The following is a 23,679-nucleotide window of genomic DNA, read 5'->3' as shown; positions in this document are numbered from 1 at the left end:
TCCCCCGCGCGGGCGCGTCGTTCCGTCAGCACGCAGGTACGCTGACTAGCTATGTGTGGAATCGTCGGATACGTGGGGCGGCGCGATGCCCTGGACATCGTCGTCGAGGCTTTGCGACGGATGGAGTACCGCGGGTACGACTCGGCCGGCGTCGCCATCCTCGACGGCGCCGGTAACACCGCGATCCAGAAAAAGGCCCTCCGGATGGAGAACCTGGAGAAGCAGATCGCGACCGTCGGCCGCGAGTCGCTGTCGGGGACCACGGGCATGGGCCACACGCGGTGGGCCACGCACGGCAAGCCGACCGACCGCAACGCGCATCCGCATGCCAGCGATGACGGCAAGATCGCGGTCGTCCACAACGGCATCATCGAGAACTACGCCGAGCTGCGGGCCGAGCTGGAGCAGGACGGCGTCGAGTTCGGGTCGGAGACCGACACCGAGACCGCCGTCCACCTGGTCTCGAAGTACTACACCTTCGGTCCCACCGCCGGTGACTTCGTCGCGAGTGCCTACGCGGGGCTGCGGCGGCTCGAAGGTGCGTTCACCCTCGTGTTCACCCACGCCGACCATCCGGACACCATCGTCGCCGCCCGCCGGTCGACCCCGCTCGTGGTGGGCGTCGGTCAGGGGGAGATGTTCGTCGGGTCCGACGTGACCGCGTTCATCGAGCACACCCGCGAAGCCGTCGAGCTGGGCCAGGACGAGGTCGTCGTCATCACCGCCGACACCTACACGATCACCGACTTCGACCGGAACGAGCGCGCGGGCAAGCCGTTCCACATCGACTGGGATCTCGCCGCGGCCGAGAAGGGCGGCTACGACTTCTTCATGCTGAAGGAGATCGCCGAGCAGCCGCGCGCGATCGCCGACACCCTGCTCGGTCACCTGCAGAACGGGCGCATCGTGCTCGACGAGCAGCGGCTGACCGACGACGACCTGCGCGACGTCGACAAGGTCTTCGTCGTCGCCTGCGGCACGGCGTACCACGCCGGTCTGCTGGCGAAGTACGCGATCGAGCACTGGACGCGGCTGCCGGTCGAGATCGAGCTGGCCAGCGAGTTCCGCTACCGCGACCCGGTCCTCGACCGGTCGACGCTGGTCGTGGCGATCTCCCAGTCGGGCGAGACCGCCGACACCCTCGAGGCCGTCCGGCACGCCAAGGACCAGAAGGCCCGCGTGCTGGCCATCTGCAACACCAACGGTGCGCAGATCCCGCGCGAATCCGACGCGGTGCTCTACACCCACGCCGGTCCGGAGATCGGCGTCGCGTCGACCAAGTGCTTCCTCGCGCAGATCGTCGCGGCGTACCTGGTCGGTCTGGCTCTCGCACAGGCGCGCGGCACCAAGTACGCCGACGAGGTGGCCCGCGAGTTCGCCGCCATCGAGGCCATGGCCGATTCGGTCGCCGAGGTTCTCGGGACCATGGAGCCCGTCCGCGAGCTCGCCCAGTCGCTGTCCCACCACAACACGGTGCTGTTCATCGGTCGCCACGTCGGCTACCCGGTGGCACTCGAAGGCGCATTGAAGCTCAAGGAGCTCGCGTACATGCATGCCGAGGGCTTTGCCGCCGGTGAACTCAAGCACGGCCCCATCGCTCTCATCGAGGACGGCCTGCCGGTCATCACCGTGATGCCGTCCCCGGAGGGTCGCGCGGTGCTGCATTCGAAGATGGTCAGCAACATCCGCGAGATCCAGGCCCGCGGTGCGCGCACGATCGTCATCGCCGAAGCCGACGACGCGGCAGCCCGTGCGGTCGCCGACGAATTCATCCCGATCCCGAAGACGCCGACGCTCCTGCAGCCGCTGGTCTCCACGGTGCCGCTGCAGGTGTTCGCCGCGAGCGTCGCCCAGGCCCGCGGTTACGACGTCGACAAACCGCGCAACCTGGCCAAATCGGTGACCGTCGAATAGACCGGCACCCATGCCGACCCGGTACCTGACCGCCGACGAGGTCCGCGACGCCGAGCGGGCGTCGGGAGACCTGCTGGCCAACGGGACGCTGATGCGCCGTGCCGCGCATGGGGTCGCGCAGGCCGTCGTCGGCGAGCTGAACCGGTCCGGCGGTTGTTACGGCCGGTCCGTGGGTGTCGTCGTCGGCGCCGGCGACAACGGTGGTGACGCCCTCTTCGCCGCCGCCGAACTCGCCCGTCGCGGAGTGGCTGCTCACGCTGTGCTGCTCGCCGCCGACAAGGCGCACCCGGCCGGGCTGCGGGCGTTCCGGGCGGCCGGCGGTCGTGTCGACGACGCGTTGCCCGCCGGGCTCGACGCCGTCATCGACGGGGTCGTCGGCATCGGTGGCCGGGGACCGTTGCGGCCCGCCGCCGCGGCGGTCTTCGCCGGCCTCGATCCCGAGACAATTGTCGTCGCAGTCGATCTGCCGTCCGGCGTCGACGCCGACACCGGCGAGGTGCACACCCCGTCGGTCCGTGCCGATGTCACCGTCACCTTCGGCTTCCCTCGTCGCGCACACCTCCTCGCGGCACCGCGGTGCGGCCGGGTGGTCGTCATCGACATCGGCATCGGCGATCCCGTCGAACCAGCTGTGCGACAGCTCATCTCGTACTCCGACGCCGAGATCGACTGGCCCGTACCGGGTCCCGCGGACGACAAGTACACCCAGGGCGTGGTCGGGGTCATCGCCGGCTCACACCGCTACCCGGGTGCGGCGATCCTGGCCTCCGGGGCCGCGGTCACCGCGACCTCGGGTATGACCCGGTACGTCGGTTCGGCGCACGCCGAGGTGGTGTCGCACTTCCCCGAGGTGGTCGCCGCGCCGGACCTCGCCGACGCCGGCCGGGTCCAGGCGTGGGTGGTGGGCCCGGGCATGGGTACCGACGCCGCCGCGACGGCTCTGCTGCGTACCGTTCTCGACTCCGATCTACCGGTCCTCGTCGATGCCGATGCGCTCACCATCGTCTCGAACGAACCCGGACTCGTCGCCGGTCGCGCGGCACCGACGCTCCTGACCCCGCATGCGGGTGAGTTCGCGCGGTTGACCGGGTCCGAGGTGGGAGCCGATCGGGTGTCCGCGGTCGCCGACCTCGCCGCCCGGTGGGGTGTCACGGTGTTGTTGAAGGGCCGGATCACGCTGGTCGCCGATCCGTCGGGAAGGGTCGCCGGCAACGACGCCGGATCGTCCTGGGCCGCGACCGCGGGCGCCGGCGACGTGCTCGCCGGGATCGCCGGCTCGCTGCTCGCCGCCGGCCGGTCACCTCAGGAGGCGGGTGCCTGGGCGGCTCGCGTCCACGCCCACGCCGCGCTGCTGGCGAGCCGGGGAGCCCCCATCGGTGCGTCCGCGCTGCTCGCCGCGCTGCGCCCGGCGATCCGCGAGTTCGCTACAGGAAGAACAGCAGCGGAGACGCCGACCCCGCCACGCTGATCAGCGTGACGATCGAGAGCAGCACCAGATCGACGATCGGCCCCGCCCGGTGCAGCTCGTCGGCGCCGAGACGTCTGACAAACGAGACGAGCAGCCCGACCACCGCGCCGACGGTCGCGACGACGCCCACCACGTACAGGACCATCGCCGCGAACACCCAGCCGTCCGCGTCGTTCTCACCCAGCGCCTCGAGGATCGCGACGAAGAACAGGACCGCGCTGGTGAACAGGGAGACCCAGGCGAGGCCGTTCGACACCCAGGCCGTCACCGATTCGCGCATGCCGGGTGTGCGGCCGGCGGGGAGAGCGGGATCGGCGGGGCCGTACACGAGCGGGTCCACGGGGACGAAGTCATCGGGGAAACCGGGGTCGGGGTGACCGGACACGGGATTCATGGTGGCGTACATGGCCGCTTTCTGAAGAGGTGAGCTGCATCTGTCGTTCAGCCAACCGCGTCCCCGCGACGGCCGCATCGGTGTGATTACTCATACACGGCCGGGTGAAATGGCTGGTCATGGCGTTCCGCGGGTCGCCGCGCACAAATCGGTGGTGACGATCTGGGAGAATGGTCGGCGATGACTTCCGCTGCCCTGACCGCGACCGTCGACCTCGGCGCCATCGCGCACAACCTCGATGTGTTGCGTACTGCTTCGAACGCTGCCGTGATGGCGGTCGTGAAAGCCGACGCCTACGGCCACGGCGCCGTGCCGGTCGCGAAGGCGGTGATCGCCGCGGGTGCCGCCGAGCTGGGCGTCGCGCACATCACCGAGGCGCGCGCACTGCGTGCCGCCGGGATCGACGCGCCGATCACCGCCTGGCTGCACACACCGGGTGCGGACTTCTCGGGTGCCGTCACCGACCGCATCGAGATCGCACTGTCTTCCGTCGCTCAGCTCGACGCGGTGGTCGCCGCCGCCCGGGCCACCGGTGTCGCGGCGAGCGTGACGGCCAAGGTGGACACCGGCCTCAACCGGAGCGGCGTCGCCGTCGACGAATGGGACGACTTCGCCGAGAAGCTCGCGAAGGCGCACGCCGAGGGAGCGGTCACCGTCCGCGCGGTGATGTGTCACCTCGCCCGCGGCGACGAACCCGACCATCCCCTCAACAGCGAGCAGGCAGCCCGACTCGACGCCGCGGCCGCCGACCTCGCCCGCCTCGGCGCGGCGCCCGAGATCATGCACATCGCGAACTCGCCTGCGGCACTGACCCGTCCGGACCTGGCGCGCGACCTCGTCCGCCCCGGTATCGCACTGTACGGCCGGACCCCGGTCCCCGAATTCGGCGACTTCGGGCTCATCCCGGCGATGACGCTGTCGGCGCGGGTGGCCCTGGTCAAGAAGGTCGCTGCCGGGCAGGGCGTCTCCTACAGTCACACCTGGATCACACCGCACGACACCGTCGTCGCGATCGTCCCGGCCGGTTACGCCGACGGGGTGCCGCGACTGCTGTCGGGCCGCATCCGGGTGCGCATCGCCGATCGCCTGTTCGACGGCATCGGGCGCATCTGCATGGACCAGTTCGTCGTCGACCTCGGACCAGACGGGGCCGGGGTGCGGGAGGGCGACGAGGTCGAACTCTTCGGCACCGGCGCCCGCGGCGGCGTCACGGCCAAGGACTGGGCCGACGCCATCGGCACCATCGACTACGAGATCGTCTCCCAGGTCGGCAACCGTGCGGTCCGGCGCTACCTGAACGCGGGCCCGGCCCGCGGTGACGCGGTGGCCGACGAGTGAGCGGGGTGAGCGTGGTGGACGATTCCGAACGCGTCGGGCTGCTGGCCGGGTTGGCGGGTGTCGCGGCACTGGGCGGCCTGGCGGCGATCGGCGCGGCGCGCAACATGGCGCGCAAGAGCGTCGTCGGCAGGTCGGATCCCCACGCCGACATCGACCTCACCACGATGTACGACGAGCACGCACGGACCGTGACCACCGACGACGGCCTCGATCTCGCGGTCCGGACCATCGACCTCGGTGACGTCCCGAACGGCGCATATCCCGAGCTCACCATCGTCTTCGTGCACGGGTTCAGCCTGCGGTTGGCGAGCTGGCACTTCCAATGTGAACAGCTTGCCGCCGAGTGGGCCGACCGCAACTACCGCTTCGTCTTCTACGATCACCGCGGCCACGGCGAGAGCGATCCCGCGCCGGCCGAGACCTGCACGATCGCGCAACTCGCCGACGACGCCGCGGCGGTGATCCGCTCGACGGTGACCAGCGGACCCGTTGTGGTGGTGGGGCATTCGATGGGCGGCATGACGGTGATGGGTCTGGCGCGCCGGCACCCGGCGCTGTTCTCGTCCACCGGACCGGTTGCGGGGGTCGGCCTGGTCGCGACCGCCTCGCGGGGCCTGACCGAGGCGGGACTCGGTGAGGGATTGGGCAATCCGGTGATCGACGCCTTCCGCCTGAGCGTCCGCCGCGCACCGCGCCTGGTCCAGGCCGGCCGCGGACTGACCCGCCAGGCCCTCGAACCGGTGCTCGTCGCGGCCAGCTTCGGCCCGGCGTTCTTCAGTCCGGCGCTCGGTAGCGCCGTGGAGAAGATGATCCAGTCCACGCCGATCGAGACCATCGTGAACTTCTTGCACGCCTTGGAGATCCACGACGAGTCGACGGCGCTTCCGGTGCTGGCGCAGGTGCCCACGACCGTCGTGTGCGGCGACAAGGACCGGCTGACGCCGCTGCCGAACTCGGTGCGCATGTACTCCCAGCTCGGCCCGGATTCTCGTCTCGTGGTGGTCAAGGGAGCCGGTCACATGGTCCAGATGGAGGAACCCCGATTGGTCAGCGACGCGATCGTCGATCTCGTGGACCGCGCCCGGGTCGCGCTGCCTGCGCCCCGGCGTCGCTGGTGGAAGCGACGGGCGAAGGCATGAGCCCGGAGAGGCCGCACGCCGGCGGAACCCGCCCGACGCCGGTCACCGACCGCACCGGGACCCGCGAGTTACCGGAGGTCGCCGACACCGAGGCGTTCGGCGCCGAACTCGCCACCGTGTTGTCGCCGGGCGACCTGGTGATCCTCGACGGCCCGCTCGGTGCGGGCAAGACCGCCCTGGCGCGCGGCATCGGCGCAGGTCTGGGGATCGAGGGCCGGGTCACCTCGCCGACCTTCATCATCGCGCGCGAGCACCGGCCGGGCCGTCCCGGAGGGCCGGCGATGGTTCACGTCGACGCGTACCGGCTCGGGCTGGCAGGCGGCGACGGGGACGGGGGACTGGCGCGAGGCGGTCTCGACGAGCTCGACGCCCTGGACCTGGACACGGAGCTGACGAATGCGGTCGTCGTGGTCGAATGGGGTGAGGGTGTGGCCGAGCGGCTGGCGCAGCGCTATCTCGTGGTGCGGTTGCGCCGGGATGTGGACACCGATGTGCGACATGTGGAGTGGGAGTGGGTGAGGTGAGGAATGAGTTCCGGTGAAGGGGGTCTCGGCGCGGCCCGGACGGTGCTCGCGATCGACACCGCGACCGACTCGGTGGTCACCGGGGTCGTCGAACTGACCGGCGACACGATCGCCGATGTGCGGGTGCTCGCCGAACGCGTGGTCACCGACCACCGTCGGCATGCCGAACTGCTCACCACCCTGATCGCGGAATGCCTTGCCGAGTCCGGGATCTCCCGCGACTCGCTGGCCGCGGTGGTCGTCGGATGCGGCCCCGGGCCGTTCACCGGTCTGCGCGTGGGCATGGCCACCGGCGCGGCCTTCGCCGACGCACTCGGCATCCCCGCCCACGGCGTGTGTTCGCTGGACGCGCTCAACCTCGACACGACCCCGCCCGGCGAGGGTTCCGACGTCCTCGTCGTCACCGACGCCCGGCGCCGAGAGGTGTACTGGGCGTTGTACCGCGACGGTGCGCGGGTGCGCGGACCCGAGGTCACCGCCCCGGCGACGGTCGCCGAGGAACTGTCCCCGGTATTCACCGCAGGCGAGGTCGGGGCGGCGTCCGGCTCGGCGTCCCATCTCGAACTGGTCGGCTGGACGGGCGCGCCGCCGCAGGCCACCGTGCCGTCGGCTCGCGGACTCGTCGCGGCGGCCGCTCCCGCGATCATCGCCGGTGAGATCCCCGAACCCCTTGTGCCGCTGTATCTCCGACGTCCCGATGCGGTCGAGCAGAAGGCCCGGAAACTGGGGGCCGCGCGGTGACGGCGCCGGAGCTGATCATCGATGCGCTGACCTACGGCGACATCCCGCAGTGCGCGGCGCTGGAGAAGCTGATGTTCGCCGAGGACTCGCCGTGGCCGGCGTCGGCGTTCCGGGCCGAACTGAACGCGCCCTACAACACCTACTTCGCGGCGCGCGAACGCGCGGGCGGCGAGGTCATCGGCTACGCCGGGATCTCCACGCTCGGTCAGCCCGACGCCTACGAATGCGAGATCCACACGATCGCAGTCGATCCCGCCCATCGCGGGCGGGGGATCGGCAAGGACCTGCTGGAGGCGATGCTGGCGGTGGCCGACGCCGTCGACGCCCCGGTGTTCCTCGAGGTCCGCACCGACAACGACGTCGCGATCACCCTGTACTCCCGGCATGGCTTCAGCACCGCCGGAATCCGCCGGAACTACTATCAGCCGTCCGGTGCGGATGCCTACACGATGTTGCGGGTCCCGAGTTCGGGACGGCCGCTCGACCCCGAGGAGGGCCCGGCATGATCGTCATGGGCATCGAGAGTTCCTGCGACGAGACCGGAGTGGGCATCGTGCGCTGGACGCCGGCCGACGGCGACACCCCCGGCCACGCGACGCTGCTCGCCGACGAGGTCGCCTCGAGCGTCGACGAACACGCCCGTTTCGGCGGCGTCGTCCCCGAGATCGCCTCGCGCGCACACCTCGAGGCCATCGTGCCGACGATGCGCCGTGCTCGTGAGGCCGCCGGCATCGACCGGCCCGACGCCATCGCCGTCACCATCGGGCCTGGGCTCGCGGGCGCGCTGCTCGTCGGCGTCGCCGCGGCCAAGGCCTATGCGCTCGCCTGGGATGTGCCGCTGTACGCGATGAACCATCTCGGCGGGCACGTCGCGGTGGACACCCTCGAGCACGGCCCGATGCCCGAGTGCGTCGCCCTGCTCGTGTCCGGCGGACACACTCATCTGCTGCACGTCACCGATCTCGCCGAGCCGATCGTCGAACTCGGCACCACGGTCGACGACGCGGCGGGGGAGGCCTTCGACAAGGTCGCCCGGATCCTCGACCTCGGATTCCCCGGCGGCCCGGCCCTCGACCGTGCCGCCCGCGACGGCGACCCTGAGGCCATCGCTTTTCCCCGCGGGATGACCGGCCCGCGCGACGCCCGCCACGACTTCTCGTTCAGCGGTCTCAAGACGGCGGTCGCGCGGTACGTGGAGAAGTGTGAGCGCGACGGGGTGGCGGTCCCGGTGGCCGACGTCGCGGCGTCGTTCCAGGAGGCCGTCGCCGACGTGCTCACCATGAAAGCGGTTCGTGCGTGCGGTGATCTGGGAGTCGACACGCTCGTCCTCGGCGGTGGTGCGACCGCCAACTCGCGGATTCGGTCGCTCGCCGAGGAGCGGTGCGCGGCCGCCGGCATCACGCTGCGCGTGCCCAAGCCGCGACTCTGCACCGACAACGGGGTCATGATCGCGACGCTGGGCGCGCACGTGATCGCCGGAGGCGCGGCGCCGTCGCCGCTCACGGTCGCATCCGACCCGGCGATGTCGGTGCGGGTCAGTCAGCTCTGAGGCCTCTTCGGGGGCCCCGACGCGCCGAGCTGTATTCGCGGCGAGCGAAACTCCGGCATTTTGCACCCTCCACCCTTGAGTGCTGGCACTCGCACGTATAGAGTGCTAGTCGGCGCTGAGTGAAGCCTCGGACACCCGCGACGACGAGGTTTTGTCCCAGGGCCATGAACGTGCAGATTCTTTCTCAGTACGAAAGTTGAGGACTCACATCGTGGCGAGCGTGAACATCAAGCCGCTTGAGGACAAGATCCTGGTGCAGGCCGTCGAGGCCGAGACGACCACCGCCTCGGGCCTGGTCATCCCGGACTCCGCCAAGGAGAAGCCGCAGGAAGGCACCGTCATCGCCGTCGGCGAGGGCCGGGTCACCGAGCAGGGCAACCGCGTCCCCGTGGACGTCAAGGAAGGTGACACCGTCATCTACAGCAAGTACGGCGGCACCGAGATCAAGTACGCCGGCGAGGAGTACCTGATCCTGTCGGCGCGCGACGTCCTCGCCGTCATCGGCAAGTAGGACTCGGGCCACACAGACCCCGCGAGTCGTCTCGCGACTCGACGCACCGCCCCGGCTCCCCGTGCAGGGGTACCGGGGCGGTGTGCGTTGTGTCGGACGACTCCCGTGAAGAAAGAGATTCATGGCCAAGCAGATTGAATTCAACGAAACCGCGCGGCGGGCGCTCGAGCGAGGCATCGATCAGCTCGCCGACACCGTCAAGGTCACCCTGGGCCCGCGCGGCCGGCACGTGGTGCTGGCCAAGGCATTCGGCGGACCGAGCGTCACCAACGACGGCGTCACCATCGCTCGTGACATCGACCTCGAGGACCCCTTCGAGAACCTCGGTGCCCAGCTGGTGAAGTCGGTTGCCACCAAGACCAACGACGTCGCAGGCGACGGCACCACCACCGCAACCGTTCTCGCGCAGGCGATGGTCAAGGCCGGACTGCGCAACGTCGCCGCCGGTGCCAACCCGATCGCACTCGGCGTGGGCATCAGCAAGGCCGCCGACGCACTGAGCGAGGCCCTGCTGGCCGCCGCGACCCCGGTCGACGGCGAGCAGTCCATCGCCCAGATCGCCACCGTCTCCTCGCGTGACGAGGAGATCGGCGAGATGGTCGGCAAGGCGATGAGCGTGGTCGGCGCTGACGGCGTCGTCACCGTCGAAGAGGGCTCGGGTCTGCAGACCGAACTCGAGATCACCGAGGGCGTGCAGTTCGACAAGGGCTTCCTCTCGCCGTACTTCGTCACCGACGTCGACAGCCAGGAAGCGGTCCTCGAGGACGCGCTCGTGCTGCTGTACCGCGACAAGATCAGCTCGCTGCCGGAGTTCCTGCCGCTGCTGGAGAAGGTCGTCGAGGCGGGCAAGTCCCTGCTGATCGTCGCCGAGGACGTCGAGGGCGAGCCGCTGTCGACCCTCGTGGTGAACTCGATCCGCAAGACCATCCGCGCCGTCGCGGTGAAGTCGCCGTTCTTCGGTGACCGTCGCAAGGCGTTCATGGAGGACCTGGCGGTCGTCACCGGCGGCACCGTGGTCACCTCCGACGTGGGCCTGACCCTGTCGACCGTGGGCCTGGAGGTTCTCGGTTCGGCGCGTCGTGTCGTCGTCACCAAGGACGCCACCACCATCGTCGAGGGTGCGGGCACCAAGGAGGCCATCGCCGGTCGCGCCGCGCAGCTGCGTCGCGAGATCGAGGCGTCGGACTCCGACTGGGACAAGGAGAAGCTCGCCGAGCGTCTGGCCAAGCTGGCCGGCGGCGTCGCCGTCATCCGCGTCGGTGCGGCCACCGAGACCTCCCTCAAGGAGCGCAAGCACCGCGTCGAGGACGCTGTCGCCGCAGCCAAGGCCGCGGTCGAGGAAGGCATCATCCCCGGCGGCGGTTCGGCCATCGTCCAGGCATCGAAGGTGCTCGACGAGCTCGCCGCCTCGCTGACCGACGACGAGGCGCTGGGCGTCCGCGTGGTCCGGGACGCCGCCAAGGCCCCGCTGTTCTGGATCGCCTCCAACGCCGGTCTCGACGGTGCCGTCGTGGTGTCCAAGGTCGCCGACCTCGGCAAGAACGAGGGCTTCAACGCCGCGAGCCTCACCTACGGTGACCTCGTCGGCGAGGGCATCATCGACCCGGTGAAGGTGACCCGTTCCGCGGTTGTCAACGCCGCGTCGGTCGCCCGCATGGTGCTCACCACCGAGACCGCGATCACCGATCAGCCCGCGCAGGAGCCGGCCGGTCACGCCGGACACGGTCACGCGCACTGAGCTGAGCGCATCGCGCCGGTAGTACACAACACAGGAGCCGGGCATCCTCTGCGGATGCCCGGCTCCTGTGTTGTGTGCGGTGGTGCCGCGGTGGCCCTGATCGTCGGCGGGTCCCTCTCCGCCGGCGGTTACGGACTGCTCAGCTCGCCATGCGGCGGCCGACACCGCGCTTCATCAGCATGCTGCGCTCGGACTCCGAGAGCCCGCCCCAGATCCCGTAGGGCTCGGCCACGGCGAGCGCGTGCTCGCGGCACTGGGCGATGACGGGGCACTGGTGGCACAGTTCCTTGGCCCGACGCTCACGCTGAGCGCGCGCACGGCCGCGTTCACCGTCAGGATGGAAGAACATCGAGGAGTCGACGCCGCGGCAGAGGCCGGACATCTGCCAGTCCCAGATGTCTGCGTTGGGGCCGGGGAGATGGTTGGGCTGAGGCATGGCAGCTGCTCCTTGTCTAGGGCCGCACCGAGGTGCTCGGTGGAGAAACGTCGATTTACTGCAACGCTGGGGCTCACATTAAGCGGGTGTGAGAAATGACGTCAATACCGCTGAAATCGGCGATCCGCCGGGTGAAAGTCTCGGAAATGTTAACGGCGCGTTAGATGAACGGAAGGCGATAGCACAGTGCTGCCCAGCGGTCGGCGTGCCCTCCGACCGGACGAAAGGAACGATCGATGAGCTGCGAGTATTCAGCAAAATGGCGTTTGTCTGGAGGGCGGGAACGCAACGACCATCAAACGACGACCATGTCAACGGTTAACACCGAGGAAATCTGCTTCTTATCCGCCGATGATCTGGTCTCAGGATTAACGTTGGGAATCGTTCGTTAAATTCATGCAAACCAAAAGAGACGTAGTGATCAAGACCACTTCGCAGGGCCTCGACATGGCCCCTGAACTGCGTTGGAAGGCGGCCGTGGAGGCGGGAGGACGCGGTGAGTACGCCGCGGCGCTCACCGAGCTGGCCCGGCTGGGCGAGGACGTGCGGTCCGCGCACGGGTCGATGCCGCGCGGACCGGGGGCCGCGGCACTGCTGTCACTGTGCCGCAGCACGACGGCCTCTCTACTGCGTCAGGGCGGACGCCACGACCTCTCGCTGGGGCTCGACGGTCTCGCGTTCGCGACCGTCGCGGGGATCGACCCGGCACCGGGCGGCGAGGCAGGTGTCGACCCGGTGCGGGCCGCACGCGCCGACGCCCTCATCGGGCTGGCCGCGGACAACCTCGGTCTCCTTCGTTTCGGAGCGTCGGCGCGAGTCCTCGATCGTGCGCGGTCACTGCTGTCCGATCCCGCCGAAGACTGGGTCTCGGCACCGCCGGTCGACTGGCCCACCCACGGCCGGTGCCGGCTTCGCTGGGAGTGGGTCAGCGCCGAACTCGGCCTGTACTCCGGAGACGTCGCGGCGGGGTTGGCCCACGCGGAGGCCGGCGACTTGCTGGTCCGGCATCTGACCGACACCTCCGACGTACCGGCGCGGCACCGCGTGAAGACCTCTCTCATCCATGCGGCAGCCCTCGCGGGTGTGGGGGAGGTCGAGGCGTCGGCCGCCCGGGCCCGCAACGTAGTCGTCGACGCAGGTGAACACGGTCTGCTGCCGCTGGAGTGGGCGGGACTGAGCCTGCTCACCGGGATGGTCGCGGCGTCTGATTCAGAGGAGAAGAGGCACCGGGACCTTCGCGCCACGCTGATCGGCAAGGGCATGGCACTGATGCCCGAGGGCTGATGGCTAAGGTGTTTGAGGGTCTGCCCCGGCGTTGTCACGACGTTCCGGGGTGTCGGGGCCCGTAACAGGACCGGCTCACAAACGGTCAACCGATCTGTAACACGGGGATTCCTACGCGCGATGAAGCTGACAGGTGGTGAGTTGGACGACGCCGTCCGGGCCGCGGGCCAGGGTGATCGTGCAGCTCTCACATCAGTTCTCGAAAGCGTGCAGGAACCGATCCTGCGCTATTGCCGAGGGCGAATCGGAATCGGAGAACGTCATCTGTTCTCCGCAGATGACATCGCGCAGGAGGCTTTGATGGCGGTGATGACCGCGCTGCCCCGTTATCGGGACCAGGGCAAGCCGTTCATGGCCTTCGTCTACGGCATCACCTCACACAAGGTCGCCGACGCCATGCGGGTCGCCGCCCGGGTCAAGGCCGATCCGGTGGAGGACGTGCCCGAGGTCGGACACGTCACCGGTGGGCCGGAGCAGTCGGCTCTCGACGCCGACAGCAGCAGGCGGATGCGCGCATTGCTCGACATACTTCCGGAGAAGCAGCGCGAGGTGCTGGTACTCCGGCTGGTCGTCGGCATGTCAGCCGAGGAGACGGCCCAGATGATCGGAAGCACCGCGGGTGCGGTTCGAGTCGCCCAGCACCGGGCGCTGGCCAAGTTGAAGGACGAGTTGAAACGGACAGGAGGTCACGATGAGCGGAGGATCTGACTGGCGTCATCGTCGCTCTGTCCACGGGCGTGATCAGCTCGGCCGTCCCGGCCGGCCGCCGGCCCATGGTCGGGGACCCGGTCCGAGTGGCCCGTCCACCGGTGGTCCCGTGTCCGGCGACGACGCCCTCGAGCGCGAACCGATCGTGCTCGGCGGGGAGTCGCTGGACCTCGCCGAGGTCGGTTTCGACGAGAACTTCCTCGAGGCGCTCTCCCACGACGTTCCCGTCCCCACGCGTGACGACGCGGAATATGAACTCGCCGAACTTCTCTCGGGCTGGCGCAACGAGACCGTGTCGGCCCCGGTGCCGGAGCTGGTCTCCGTCGACGACGTCGAGCGGGCCATCGAGAGCACCGAACGCGCGAGTCGTGGCCGTCGCATGGTGCGCCACCTCCGCGTCGTGTCCGGCGCGGCCGCGATCGTCATCGTGGCGGCCGCCGGCCTGACCGTCCTGTCCGAGGGCTCGCAGCCGGGTGACCCGTTGTGGGGCGTCAAGCAGGTCGTGTTCGCCGAGGCCGCCTCCGAGACCCAGGCGGCCCACGACGTACGCGCCAACCTCGAACGCGCCGAGGCGGCCATCGCCGCCGGCGACACCGCGGCGGCCGCGAGCTTCATCGCCAAGGCCCAGGGCAGCATGGGGCCGATGCGCGACAAGGACACCCGCGAGGAGATGTCGGACTGGATGAACCGGCTGCGCGCCGGGGCCGGTCTGCCGACCACCAGGGAGGCCACGTCGTCGGCCGATCGGTCGGAGCCCGCGGTGACCGAGTCGGGTGAGCCGACCACGAATCCGGACGTGCGCAACCGGTCCGGGGAGCCGTCGCCCTCCGACACCTCCGTGACCACGACTCCCACGACCAAGGTGCCCACCCCGGTCGAGGAGCCCGGTCAGAGCGAGGAGCCGGTGCCGTCGAGCCCACCGAGCGAGCCGACCGAAGAGGTGCCGCCCACGAGTTCCTCGATGACGCGGACACCTGCCGACTTCCCGGCGTTCCCGTGGACGCCGCCGCCCGGCGTCGACGCGTCCGAGGGTCGTCCCCGCTAGACCCGCACGAACCACACACGACTGCGCCCGTACCGAGATCGGTACGGGCGCAGTCGTGTGAGAGGGATCGGTGGTCTGTGGGCCCCGAGGGTCAGCGGCCTTCGTCGTAGTGGTTGCGGGCGTCGGCGTAGCCGCGGCAGTAGTCCCAGGTGACGTAGGCGTCGGGGCGCGGGTCGACGGCCGGCTCATGCGGGCGGACGGTGCCGTCGATGAGGAGCTGGATCAGGTTCGCGCGGAGCATGTCCCAGTCGTGGTAGTGATCCTCGTGGCAGTCATCGCACACGACGACGAGGCCCCGGACGCCGCGGTGGGCGAGCAGCGCCTCGTAGACGGCGAGGTCGGCCAGGTCTTCTTCGACCGCCAGCCGCTCGTTCTCGTCCAACGGGATGCCCGGCTCCACGCTGTCCAATGCGGAAGCGGGGTCGCTCGGGTCGTCGGCGAACGGGTCCGGCGGGAGGCCGGGTGGCAGGTGGTCACGCACCCCACCACCGTAGCCGATCCCGGGGCTGTCACGCCGCAGGCATCCGAAGGTATTCAGGCGATATACGGCAGGCGCCGGGGAGGCGGGAACACGGCCTCCCGGACGCGTCCCCGGCGCACAGTGCACGTGTGACGATCGCCGCATCCATCGAGTCGATACGATGGACCGATGACGCATGTTCGCACCGGTGGAGACGATCCCGGCAAGGTCGCAATGCTCGGCCTGACCTTCGACGACGTCCTCTTGTTGCCCTCGGCCTCGGACGTGATCCCCAGCGAGGTCGACACCTCCTCGCGGGTGACCAAGAACGTGACCCTTCGCGTGCCGCTGGTGAGCTCGGCGATGGACACCGTGACCGAGTCTCGCATGGCCATCGCGATGGCGCGCGCCGGCGGTATGGGCGTGCTGCACCGCAACCTGTCCATCGAGGCGCAGGCGGCCCAGGTCGAGACAGTCAAGCGGTCCGAGGCCGGCATGGTGACCGATCCCGTCACCTGTTCGCCGACCCACACCCTCGCCGAGGTCGACGCGATGTGCGCGCGGTACCGCATCTCCGGCCTGCCCGTCGTCGACGACAAGGGCGAGCTCATCGGCATCATCACCAACCGCGACATGCGTTTCGAGGTCGACCAGAACCGTCCGGTCGCCGAGGTCATGACCAAGGCGCCGCTCATCACTGCGCAGGAGGGCGTCTCCGCCGAGGCCGCCCTGGGGCTGCTGCGTCGCAACAAGATCGAGAAGCTGCCGATCGTCGACGGCAACGGTCGCCTCACCGGTCTGATCACCGTCAAGGACTTCGTCAAGACCGAGCAGCACCCGAACGCCACCAAGGACTCCGACGGCCGTCTGCTCGTCGGCGCGGCCGTGGGCACCGGTGGACCCCAGTGGGACCGTGCGATGGCGCTGACCGATGCCGGCGTCGACGTGATCATCGTCGACACCGCCCACGCGCACAATCGTCTGGTGCTCGACATGGTCGCCAAGCTCAAGGCCGAGGTCGGCGACCGCGTCGACGTCGTCGGCGGCAACGTCGCCACCCGTGAGGCCGCTCAGGCCCTCATCGACGCCGGTGCTGATGCGGTGAAGGTCGGCGTCGGACCGGGCTCCATCTGCACAACCCGCGTCGTGGCTGGCGTCGGCGCACCGCAGATCACCGCGATTCTCGAGGCCGTCGCCGTCTGCCAGAAGGCCGACGTACCGGTCATCGCCGACGGCGGTCTGCAGTACTCGGGCGACATCGCCAAGGCCCTTGCGGCCGGTGCGTCGACCGCGATGCTCGGTTCGCTGCTCGCCGGGACCGCCGAGGCTCCCGGCGAACTCGTGCTCGTCAACGGCAAGCAGTTCAAGAGCTACCGCGGCATGGGTTCGCTCGGCGCGATGCAGGGACGCGGCCAGGCCAAGTCGTACTCCAAGGACCGCTACTTCCAGGACGACGTCCTCAAGGAGGAGAAGCTGGTCCCCGAGGGCATCGAGGGTCGGGTGCCGTTCCGCGGCCCGCTGTCCCAGGTGATCCACCAGCTGGTGGGTGGCCTGCGCGCCGCGATGGGTTACACCGGGTCGTCGTCGATCACCGATCTGCAGACGGCGCGGTTCGTCCAGATCACCGCGGCCGGGCTCAAGGAGTCGCATCCGCACGACATCACTCTCACCGCCGAGGCGCCCAACTACTATTCCCGCTGACGTCTCCTCGGTCGTTCCCGCCGGTCCGCCCGGACCGGGGACACCGTAGGGTCGTTGTGCAGCTGAACTCCCCGGAGCCTGAACACTCAGAAAGGCGCACTGGTGCGTGACCTCGTCGAAATCGGCATGGGCCGGACGGCCCGACGGACCTACGAACTGGACGACATCAGCATCGTCCCGTCCCGTCGGACCCGTTCCTCCAAGGACGTCTCCACCGCGTGGCAGATCGATGCCTACCGGTTCGAGTCGCCGATCCTGAGCCACCCGACCGACGCCCTGGTGTCGCCGTCGGTGGCCATCGAACTCGGCAAGCTCGGCGCGCTCGGCGTCATCAACGGTGAAGGACTGTGGGCACGGCATCGCGACGTCGACGCCAAGCTCGAGGAGCTGGCCGCCATCGCCGCCGGCGATCCCGATCCCTATGCCGCGGTGCGTCATCTGCAGAAGCTGCACGCGGCACCCCTCGACAGCGGTCTGCTCGCCGAGGCGGTGGCGCAGGTGCGCGACGCCGGTGTCACCACCGCGGTCCGCGTCAGCCCGCAGCACGCGCCGGAACTCACCCCTGCGCTGCTCAAGGCCGGTGTCGAGCTCCTCGTCGTGCACGGCACGATCATCTCGGCCGAGCACGTCGCCCAGGTCGACGGCGAGGGTGCCCGGGAACCGTTGAACCTCAAGACGTTCATCGCCGATCTCGACATCCCGGTCATCGCGGGTGGTGTGCACGACCACCGCACCGCGCTGCACCTGATGCGTACCGGTGCGGCCGGTGTGTTCGTCGGTTACGGCTCGGCCGCGGGCGCGACCACCACCGGTGAGGTGCTGGGCATCGGCGTGCCGATGGCCACCGCCATCGCCGACGCCGCCGCCGCCCGCCGCGACTACCTCGACGAGACCGGCGGACGGTACGTCCACGTCATCGCCGATGGCGACATCCACAACTCGGGCGACCTGATCAAGGCCATCGCCTGTGGTGCCGACGCCGCTGTGCTCGGTACGCCGCTCGCCGCCTCCGCGTCGGCTCCCGGTGGTGGCTGGTACTGGCCGTCGGCCGCCGCCCACCCCGACACCCCGCGCGGCGCGCTCCTGCAGGTGGCCGGCAACGCCGACCGCCCGAGCCTGGAGCGCGTCCTCAACGGTCCGTCCGACGACCCGTTCGGCGAGCTCAACCTCGTCGGCGCCCTGCGTCGCGCGATGGCCAAGGCCGGATACTGCGACCTCAAGGAGTTCCAGCGGGTGGGGCTTTCCGTCCACGCCTAGTTAGGGTGACCTGGGTCATCCCATGTGACAACGACCATTAGCATCGTATTCATGGGTGTGAAGAAGCGATCCGACAGCTCCGCGGACTTCGACGTCCTCATCGTCGGATCCGGTTTCGGCGGCAGCGTGAGCGCGCTGCGACTCGTGGAGAAGGGCTACCGCGTCGGCGTCATCGAGGCGGGTCGCCGTTTCGAGGACGACGAGTTCGCGAAGACCTCATGGCGTCTCAACCGCTGGCTGTGGGCGCCGAAGCTGGGCCTGTACGGAATCCAGCGCATCCACGCGCTCAAGGATGTGATGATCCTGGCCGGTGCGGGTGTGGGCGGCGGTTCGCTGAACTACGCGAACACGCTGTACAAGCCGCCGACGCCGTTCTTCACCGACCCCCAGTGGAACCACATCACCGACTGGGAGGACGAGCTCACGCCGTACTACGACCAGGCCCGGCGGATGCTCGGCGTGGTCAAGAACCCGACTGTCACCTCTTCCGACCGGATCGTCGCCGAGGTGGCGGAGGAGATGGGCGTCGGCCACACCGTGACCCCCACGCCCGTCGGCGTGTTCTTCGGAGCCAAGACCGGACTCGCCGGCGCACCCGGAGAGACGGTGCCCGACCCGTACTTCGGCGGCGCGGGACCCGACCGCACTGCCTGCACCGAATGCGGAGCCTGCATGACCGGCTGCCGCGTCGGCGCCAAGAACACGCTGCTGAAGAACTACCTCGGACTCGCGGAACGCAACGGTGCCACCATCGTCGACCGCACCACGGTCGACTCGCTCGTCCAGCGTGCCGACGGCTCGTGGCAGGTCGGCACACACCACTCGTCCTCGTGGGGACCGCTGGGACGACGCAAGCGCACCTTCACCGCCGGTCACGTGATTCTCGCCGCCGGAACGTTCAACACCCAGCGTCTGATGCATCACGCGAAACTGACCACGCTGCCGCAGATCTCGGATGCGATGGGACAGCTGACGCGTACGAACTCGGAGTCGATCCTGGGCGCGATGGGTTCGCGGATCGATCCGGAGAACGACTACTCGCGCGGCGTCGCGATCACCTCGTCGTTCTACCCGGAGCCGAACACCCACATCGAGCCGGTGCGATATGGCAAGGGCTCCAACGCGATCGCCTACCTGCAGACGTTGCTCACCGACGGCGGCACGCGCCGCAACCGGTTCGGGCAGTTCCTGAAACAGGTCGCGAAGAACCCGTTCCTGCTGGTTCGGCTGCTCGTCGTGAAGCAGTGGAGCGAACGCACGGTGATCGCGCTGGTCATGCAGAACAACAACAACTCGCTGACGACCTTCGTGCGCAAGCGGGGACCGCTGCGCTACGTCACCAGCAAGCAGGGACACGGCGAGCCGAACCCGACGTGGATCCCCAAGGGCAACGAGGCAACTCGCCGGATCGCCGCCAAGATGAACAGCGGCATCGCCGGTGGCACGTGGGGCGACATCTTCAACATGCCGCTGACCGCCCACTACCTCGGCGGGTGTGCGATCTCCGACGACCCGTCCTCCGGCGTCATCGACCCCTACCAGCGCGTGTGGAACTACCCGACGCTGCACGTCACCGACGGTGCATCGGTCTCGGCGAACCTCGGTGTGAACCCGTCGCTCACGATCTGTGCCCAGGCCGAGCGCGCGATCGCGTTGTGGCCGAACAAGGGTGAGGAAGACCGCCGGCCGTCGCAGGGGCAGTCGTACCAGCGCATCGATCCCTCGACGCCCAAGGCGCCGGTCGTCCCCGCGGATGCGCCCGGGGCGCTGCGCCTGCCGATCACGCCGATCACCCGACCGGGCGTCACCGCCTGACCGGACTCCGGAGAAGAAATGTGGCTGTGCATGGCACGCATGACTTCTACGGGTTGCGGCTAGTCGAGCCCGCGGGCGGTGAGGGTGTCGGCGAACCCGTCCGCGGTGCGGAGCGCGGCGAGCACCACCGGCGCCACCAGGATGCGCGGACCCGGCCGCAGCCCACGCGCCTTGCGTGCCTCGTCGACCTCGCGCACCACCTCGACCATCAGCGGGATCGCTCGGATCGTCAGTGCCAGAGCGATGGCGATCAGGTCGGTGCGCACGCCCACGTGGCGCAGCGGACCCAGGCCGCGGACAATGGCGTCGAGCATGTCGGTGGTGCGGGTCGTCAGTGTGACGATCGTGGCGAGCGCGACCGACAACGCCAGCACGCCGCAGATCACCACGGCGCGTCGCCAATCGGTGAAGATCACCTGAAAAGCGAAGATGAACAACAACATCCAGAGCAGCGGGCGGAGTTGACGCCAGGCCTCGACCGGGCCGATCCCGGCGAGCGCGAACGTCGCCGCGACCGCGAGGGTCGCGATCCCCAACGCGGGCAGCGTCCGCACGGTCAGCGACATCACCAGGATCGCCACGGCCATCGCGACGAACTTGACCCCCGGCGGGAGCCGGTGCACCAGGGTGTTCCCGGGACGGTAGACGCCGAGGACGTTCACGACATCAGTGTGCGGTAGTAGGCGAGCGCCGGCGAGGGCTCGTCGTCGGCGACCACCCGGCCGTCGTCGATGACGATGACGCGGTCGAAGCCGTCGAGGATGTCGAGGTCGTGACTGACGACGATGAGTTGCTCGTCGAGCGTCGCGAAGACGTCGGTGAGCATGCGCGTGTTGCGGAGGTCGAGCAGTGTCGTCGGCTCGTCGGCGACGATGATCGCCGGGTCGGTGACGAAGATCGATGCGAGCGCGAGGAGCTGTTTCTGCCCGCCGGACAGCCGTTGGGCGGGATGGTCGGCGTGCTCGCCCAGCCCGAAACGCTCGAGCACCTCGAGAGCCCGGATCGCGCGCTGCTTCTTGTCTAGGTCGGTGCGGCGCAACGACAGTTCGATGTCCTCGATGACCGTCGGCATGATGATCTGCCGGTCGGGGTCGGAGAAGATGAACCCGACGCGGCGACGGACCTGACGTTTGTTGCGGGAGACGTCGAGACCGTCGACCGTCACCATGCCCGTCCCGGGCACGACGAGCGCGTTGATCATCCGCGCCAGGGTCGACTTCCCGCTGCCGTTGGCCCCGACGATGCCGATCCGGTTCTCGGTGAGATTCAGCGAGACGTCACGCAGCACGACCCGGTCGTCGTGGGCGTGCGAGACGTTCGTGAACTCGATCATCGAAGCGGGGCGATCGCGGAGCGGCTCAGCTGCCGGCGCCGGCGCGCCGGGACAGTCGGAGCGGCTCGATGAGGCCGGGGCGACCGCGATGGATCTGCGCGGCCACCACCGCGGCGACGACGACCTTGATGACGTCGCCGATGATGAACGGGCCGTTCGACGTGATCGCCGCCCACACCGTCAGGTCGGTGCGCAGGACCAATCCGATCACCCCGAACAGGTACAGGGCGAACATCCCGCCCAGCGCGTTGATCCCGATGCCCCAGAGAACGCGGTAGCGCGGTTTGTCGCCGACGGACATCATCGCCGCGGTGAGCACGCCGATCACGATGACCGCGGGCAGGAAGCCGACGAAGTAGCCGGCGGTCGGGGAGGCCAGCGCGGTGAGGCCGCTGCGTCCGCCCGACAGGATGGGGAGTCCGGCGATGGCCAGCACCATGAAGATGACGACGGCGAGGGTGCCCTTCCTGGGTCCCAGGACGGCTCCCGCCAGGATCACACCAAGGGTCTGGAACGTGATCGGCACGCCACTGGTGCCGATGTTGATGGTCCCGGGCAGGCCGAGTGCGGCGATCAGCGCGGCGAAAACGGCGGCCTGGGTGAGATCGCCGATGCTCAGCGACCATGCGGTGGTACGGGGAGATGCAGTCATGTCGGTGTCGAAGTATTTCACGTCGTGGTCGACCACTAGACTCGACGGGGTGACAGACTCTTCTGCAGAGGATTTCCTCGAGGGCCCGCGGCCCGTACTCGTCGTCGACTTCGGAGCGCAGTACGCGCAGCTGATCGCACGGAGAGTGCGTGAGGCCCGGATCTACTCCGAGGTGATCTCCCACGACGCGCCGCTGGCGAAGATCCAGGAGAAGAACCCGGTCGCGATCATCCTCTCGGGCGGACCGGCGTCGGTGTACGCCGAGGACGCCCCCGAACTCGATCCCGCCGTATTCGACCTGGACATCCCGGTCTTCGGCATCTGCTACGGCTTCCAGGCGATGGCCGCGAAGCTCGGTGGCGAGGTCGCGAACACCGGTGGCCGCGAGTTCGGCCGCACCACCCTGACGGCGAACGGCGAGGGCATCCTGCACCAGGGCCTCTCCGACACCCAGCCGGTGTGGATGAGCCACAACGACGCGGTGCAGCACGCGCCGGAGGGCTTCACCGTCACCGGTTCGACGCCCGGCGCCCCCGTCGCGGCGTTCGAGAACCTCGAGCGCCGCATGGCCGGCGTCCAGTACCACCCCGAGGTGCTGCACACCCCGCACGGCCAGCAGATCCTCACCCGCTTCCTCTACGAGGTCGCCGGTCTCGAGGCCACCTGGACCGCGGCGAACATCGCCGACGCCCTCATCGACGCGGTCGCCGATCAGATCGGCGACGGCCGGGCGATCTGCGGTCTGTCTGGCGGTGTCGACTCCGCGGTGGCCGCCGCGCTGGTGCAGCGCGCCATCGGTGACCGCCTCACCTGTGTCTTCGTCGACCACGGACTGCTCCGCGCCGGTGAGCGCGAGCAGGTCCAGCACGACTTCGTCGGCGCGACCGGCGCCAAGCTCGTGACCGTCGACGCCGCCGACACGTTCCTCAAGGAGCTGTCCGGTGTCAGCGACCCGGAGACCAAGCGCAAGATCATCGGCCGCGAGTTCATCCGTTCCTTCGAGGGCGCGGTGAGCGAGGTCCTCGGCGAGGAGGCCGAGTCGGGGGAGAAGGTCGAGTTCCTGGTCCAGGGCACCCTGTACCCCGACGTCGTGGAATCCGGTGGCGGCAGCGGCACCGCGAACATCAAGAGCCACCACAACGTCGGCGGCCTGCCCGACGACCTCGAGTTCAGCCTCGTCGAGCCCCTGCGCCTGCTGTTCAAGGACGAGGTCCGCGCCGTCGGTCGCGAGCTCGGCCTGCCCGAGGAGATCGTGGCACGCCAGCCGTTCCCGGGCCCGGGTCTGGCTATCCGCATCGTCGGCGAGGTGACCGCCGATCGCCTGGAGATGCTGCGCAAGGCCGACCTCATCGCCCGCGAGGAGCTGACCGCCGCCGGCCTCGACGCCCAGATCTGGCAGTGCCCGGTGGTGCTGCTGGCCGACGTCCGCAGCGTCGGCGTCCAGGGCGACGGCCGTACCTACGGACACCCGATCGTGCTGCGTCCCGTCTCGAGCGAGGACGCGATGACCGCCGACTGGACCCGCGTGCCCTACGAGGTCCTCGAGGTCATCTCGACGCGCATCACCAACGAGGTTCCCGACGTCAACCGCGTCGTCCTCGACGTGACGAGCAAGCCGCCGGGCACCATCGAGTGGGAATGACCGAACGCAATCAGGCCGGCGTGATCATCG

23 protein-coding genes are annotated in these 23,679 nt (G+C 69.3%); 17 read left to right on the top strand and 6 right to left on the bottom strand.

Annotation, left to right across the window (positions count from 1 at the left end):
* Positions 1-51 precede the first annotated feature (51 nt).
* The gene (glmS, locus tag C5O27_RS19335; RefSeq protein WP_006357761.1) at positions 52-1,914 is read left to right on the top strand and encodes a glutamine--fructose-6-phosphate transaminase (isomerizing); all 1,863 of its coding nucleotides are present in this window, start codon (positions 52-54) and stop codon (positions 1,912-1,914) included.
* A gap of 10 nt (positions 1,915-1,924) precedes the next feature.
* Entirely contained in the window at positions 1,925-3,382 is a 1,458-nt protein-coding gene (locus C5O27_RS19330; RefSeq protein ID WP_127963417.1) for an NAD(P)H-hydrate dehydratase, read from the top strand.
* Here the strand turns inward: C5O27_RS19330 and C5O27_RS19325 are convergent.
* On the bottom strand, positions 3,339-3,788 hold the full coding sequence (locus tag C5O27_RS19325; protein WP_006360711.1) for a hypothetical protein: 450 nt from the start codon (positions 3,786-3,788) through the stop codon (positions 3,339-3,341). The genes C5O27_RS19330 and C5O27_RS19325 overlap by 44 nt on opposite strands.
* Positions 3,789-3,956: 168 nt before the next feature.
* Between C5O27_RS19325 and alr the strand changes: the two genes are divergently transcribed.
* From alr to groL, 8 genes are all read left to right on the top strand, one after another.
* Complete coding sequence (alr, locus tag C5O27_RS19320; protein WP_127963416.1) at positions 3,957-5,114, top strand: alanine racemase; 1,158 nt, start codon at positions 3,957-3,959, stop codon at positions 5,112-5,114.
* Entirely contained in the window at positions 5,111-6,253 is a 1,143-nt protein-coding gene (locus C5O27_RS19315) for an alpha/beta fold hydrolase (RefSeq protein ID WP_075862855.1), read from the top strand. The genes alr and C5O27_RS19315 overlap by 4 nt, the downstream gene beginning before the upstream one ends.
* Positions 6,250-6,777 carry a tRNA (adenosine(37)-N6)-threonylcarbamoyltransferase complex ATPase subunit type 1 TsaE gene (gene tsaE / locus C5O27_RS19310; protein ID WP_075862856.1) on the top strand — a complete coding sequence of 176 codons (528 nt, stop codon included), beginning with the start codon at positions 6,250-6,252 and terminating at the stop codon, positions 6,775-6,777. The genes C5O27_RS19315 and tsaE overlap by 4 nt, the downstream gene beginning before the upstream one ends.
* 3 nt (positions 6,778-6,780) lie before the next feature.
* Positions 6,781-7,518, top strand: a complete 738-nt coding sequence (gene tsaB, locus C5O27_RS19305) for a tRNA (adenosine(37)-N6)-threonylcarbamoyltransferase complex dimerization subunit type 1 TsaB (RefSeq protein WP_075862857.1) — start codon at positions 6,781-6,783, stop codon at positions 7,516-7,518.
* A complete protein-coding gene (gene rimI, locus C5O27_RS19300; RefSeq protein ID WP_006360716.1) occupies positions 7,515-8,024 on the top strand; it encodes a ribosomal protein S18-alanine N-acetyltransferase in 510 nt (169 codons plus the stop codon). Before tsaB ends, rimI begins: the two co-directional genes overlap by 4 nt.
* A complete protein-coding gene (gene tsaD / locus C5O27_RS19295) occupies positions 8,021-9,067 on the top strand; it encodes a tRNA (adenosine(37)-N6)-threonylcarbamoyltransferase complex transferase subunit TsaD (RefSeq protein ID WP_127963415.1) in 1,047 nt (348 codons plus the stop codon). Before rimI ends, tsaD begins: the two co-directional genes overlap by 4 nt.
* A 211-nt stretch (positions 9,068-9,278) precedes the next feature.
* The gene (groES, locus tag C5O27_RS19290; RefSeq protein ID WP_004019185.1) at positions 9,279-9,578 is read left to right on the top strand and encodes a co-chaperone GroES; all 300 of its coding nucleotides are present in this window, start codon (positions 9,279-9,281) and stop codon (positions 9,576-9,578) included.
* A gap of 121 nt (positions 9,579-9,699) precedes the next feature.
* Positions 9,700-11,316, top strand: a complete 1,617-nt coding sequence (groL, locus tag C5O27_RS19285) for a chaperonin GroEL (RefSeq protein ID WP_075862858.1) — start codon at positions 9,700-9,702, stop codon at positions 11,314-11,316.
* 139 nt (positions 11,317-11,455) lie between these two features.
* Here the strand turns inward: groL and C5O27_RS19280 are convergent, their stop codons facing one another.
* The gene (locus tag C5O27_RS19280) at positions 11,456-11,752 is read right to left on the bottom strand and encodes a WhiB family transcriptional regulator (RefSeq protein ID WP_006360721.1); all 297 of its coding nucleotides are present in this window, start codon (positions 11,750-11,752) and stop codon (positions 11,456-11,458) included.
* Positions 11,753-12,169: 417 nt separating this feature from the next.
* On the opposite strand from C5O27_RS19280, the gene C5O27_RS19275 reads away from it, so the two are divergent.
* From C5O27_RS19275 to C5O27_RS19265, 3 genes are all read left to right on the top strand, one after another.
* Positions 12,170-13,036 (top strand): hypothetical protein, encoded by an 867-nt coding sequence (locus tag C5O27_RS19275; RefSeq protein WP_127963414.1) that lies wholly within the window; start codon positions 12,170-12,172, stop codon positions 13,034-13,036.
* A 120-nt stretch (positions 13,037-13,156) separates the two neighbouring features.
* Positions 13,157-13,744 carry a sigma-70 family RNA polymerase sigma factor gene (locus C5O27_RS19270; RefSeq protein WP_035750555.1) on the top strand — a complete coding sequence of 196 codons (588 nt, stop codon included), beginning with the start codon at positions 13,157-13,159 and terminating at the stop codon, positions 13,742-13,744.
* A complete protein-coding gene (locus C5O27_RS19265; protein ID WP_127963413.1) occupies positions 13,728-14,789 on the top strand; it encodes an anti-sigma-D factor RsdA in 1,062 nt (353 codons plus the stop codon). Before C5O27_RS19270 ends, C5O27_RS19265 begins: the two co-directional genes overlap by 17 nt.
* A 91-nt stretch (positions 14,790-14,880) precedes the next feature.
* Here the strand turns inward: C5O27_RS19265 and C5O27_RS19260 are convergent, their stop codons facing one another.
* Positions 14,881-15,270 (bottom strand): DUF5319 domain-containing protein, encoded by a 390-nt coding sequence (locus C5O27_RS19260; protein WP_005195870.1) that lies wholly within the window; start codon positions 15,268-15,270, stop codon positions 14,881-14,883.
* Positions 15,271-15,438: 168 nt separating this feature from the next.
* Here C5O27_RS19260 and guaB point away from each other — a divergent pair, with 168 nt between their 5' ends.
* From guaB to C5O27_RS19245, 3 genes are all read left to right on the top strand, one after another.
* Positions 15,439-16,950 (top strand): IMP dehydrogenase, encoded by a 1,512-nt coding sequence (guaB, locus tag C5O27_RS19255; RefSeq protein WP_035750559.1) that lies wholly within the window; start codon positions 15,439-15,441, stop codon positions 16,948-16,950.
* A gap of 102 nt (positions 16,951-17,052) precedes the next feature.
* Entirely contained in the window at positions 17,053-18,207 is a 1,155-nt protein-coding gene (locus tag C5O27_RS19250) for a GuaB3 family IMP dehydrogenase-related protein (RefSeq protein WP_075862860.1), read from the top strand.
* 51 nt (positions 18,208-18,258) lie between these two features.
* Complete coding sequence (locus C5O27_RS19245; RefSeq protein WP_127963412.1) at positions 18,259-20,022, top strand: GMC family oxidoreductase N-terminal domain-containing protein; 1,764 nt, start codon at positions 18,259-18,261, stop codon at positions 20,020-20,022.
* Positions 20,023-20,081: 59 nt separating this feature from the next.
* On the opposite strand, the gene C5O27_RS19240 is transcribed toward C5O27_RS19245, so the two are convergent.
* Genes C5O27_RS19240 through C5O27_RS19230 form a run of 3 tightly spaced genes read right to left on the bottom strand, consistent with a single transcriptional unit; the run spans position 20,082 to position 22,007 of the window.
* Positions 20,082-20,684 carry an energy-coupling factor transporter transmembrane component T family protein gene (locus tag C5O27_RS19240; RefSeq protein WP_006360728.1) on the bottom strand — a complete coding sequence of 201 codons (603 nt, stop codon included), beginning with the start codon at positions 20,682-20,684 and terminating at the stop codon, positions 20,082-20,084.
* Positions 20,681-21,355 (bottom strand): energy-coupling factor ABC transporter ATP-binding protein, encoded by a 675-nt coding sequence (locus C5O27_RS19235; RefSeq protein ID WP_127963411.1) that lies wholly within the window; start codon positions 21,353-21,355, stop codon positions 20,681-20,683. The genes C5O27_RS19240 and C5O27_RS19235 overlap by 4 nt, the downstream gene beginning before the upstream one ends.
* A 25-nt stretch (positions 21,356-21,380) precedes the next feature.
* A complete protein-coding gene (locus tag C5O27_RS19230) occupies positions 21,381-22,007 on the bottom strand; it encodes a biotin transporter BioY (RefSeq protein WP_127963410.1) in 627 nt (208 codons plus the stop codon).
* Positions 22,008-22,056: 49 nt separating this feature from the next.
* Between C5O27_RS19230 and guaA the strand changes: the two genes are divergently transcribed.
* On the top strand, positions 22,057-23,649 hold the full coding sequence (gene guaA / locus C5O27_RS19225) for a glutamine-hydrolyzing GMP synthase (protein ID WP_127963409.1): 1,593 nt from the start codon (positions 22,057-22,059) through the stop codon (positions 23,647-23,649).
* Positions 23,650-23,679: the final 30 nt, after the last annotated feature.

This window comes from Gordonia alkanivorans (genome assembly GCF_004011905.1).
GTDB lineage: Bacteria > Actinomycetota > Actinomycetes > Mycobacteriales > Mycobacteriaceae > Gordonia > Gordonia alkanivorans.
Note: the sequence above shows the minus strand (reverse complement) of the source record. Positions and strands in the feature narration are given on the sequence as shown.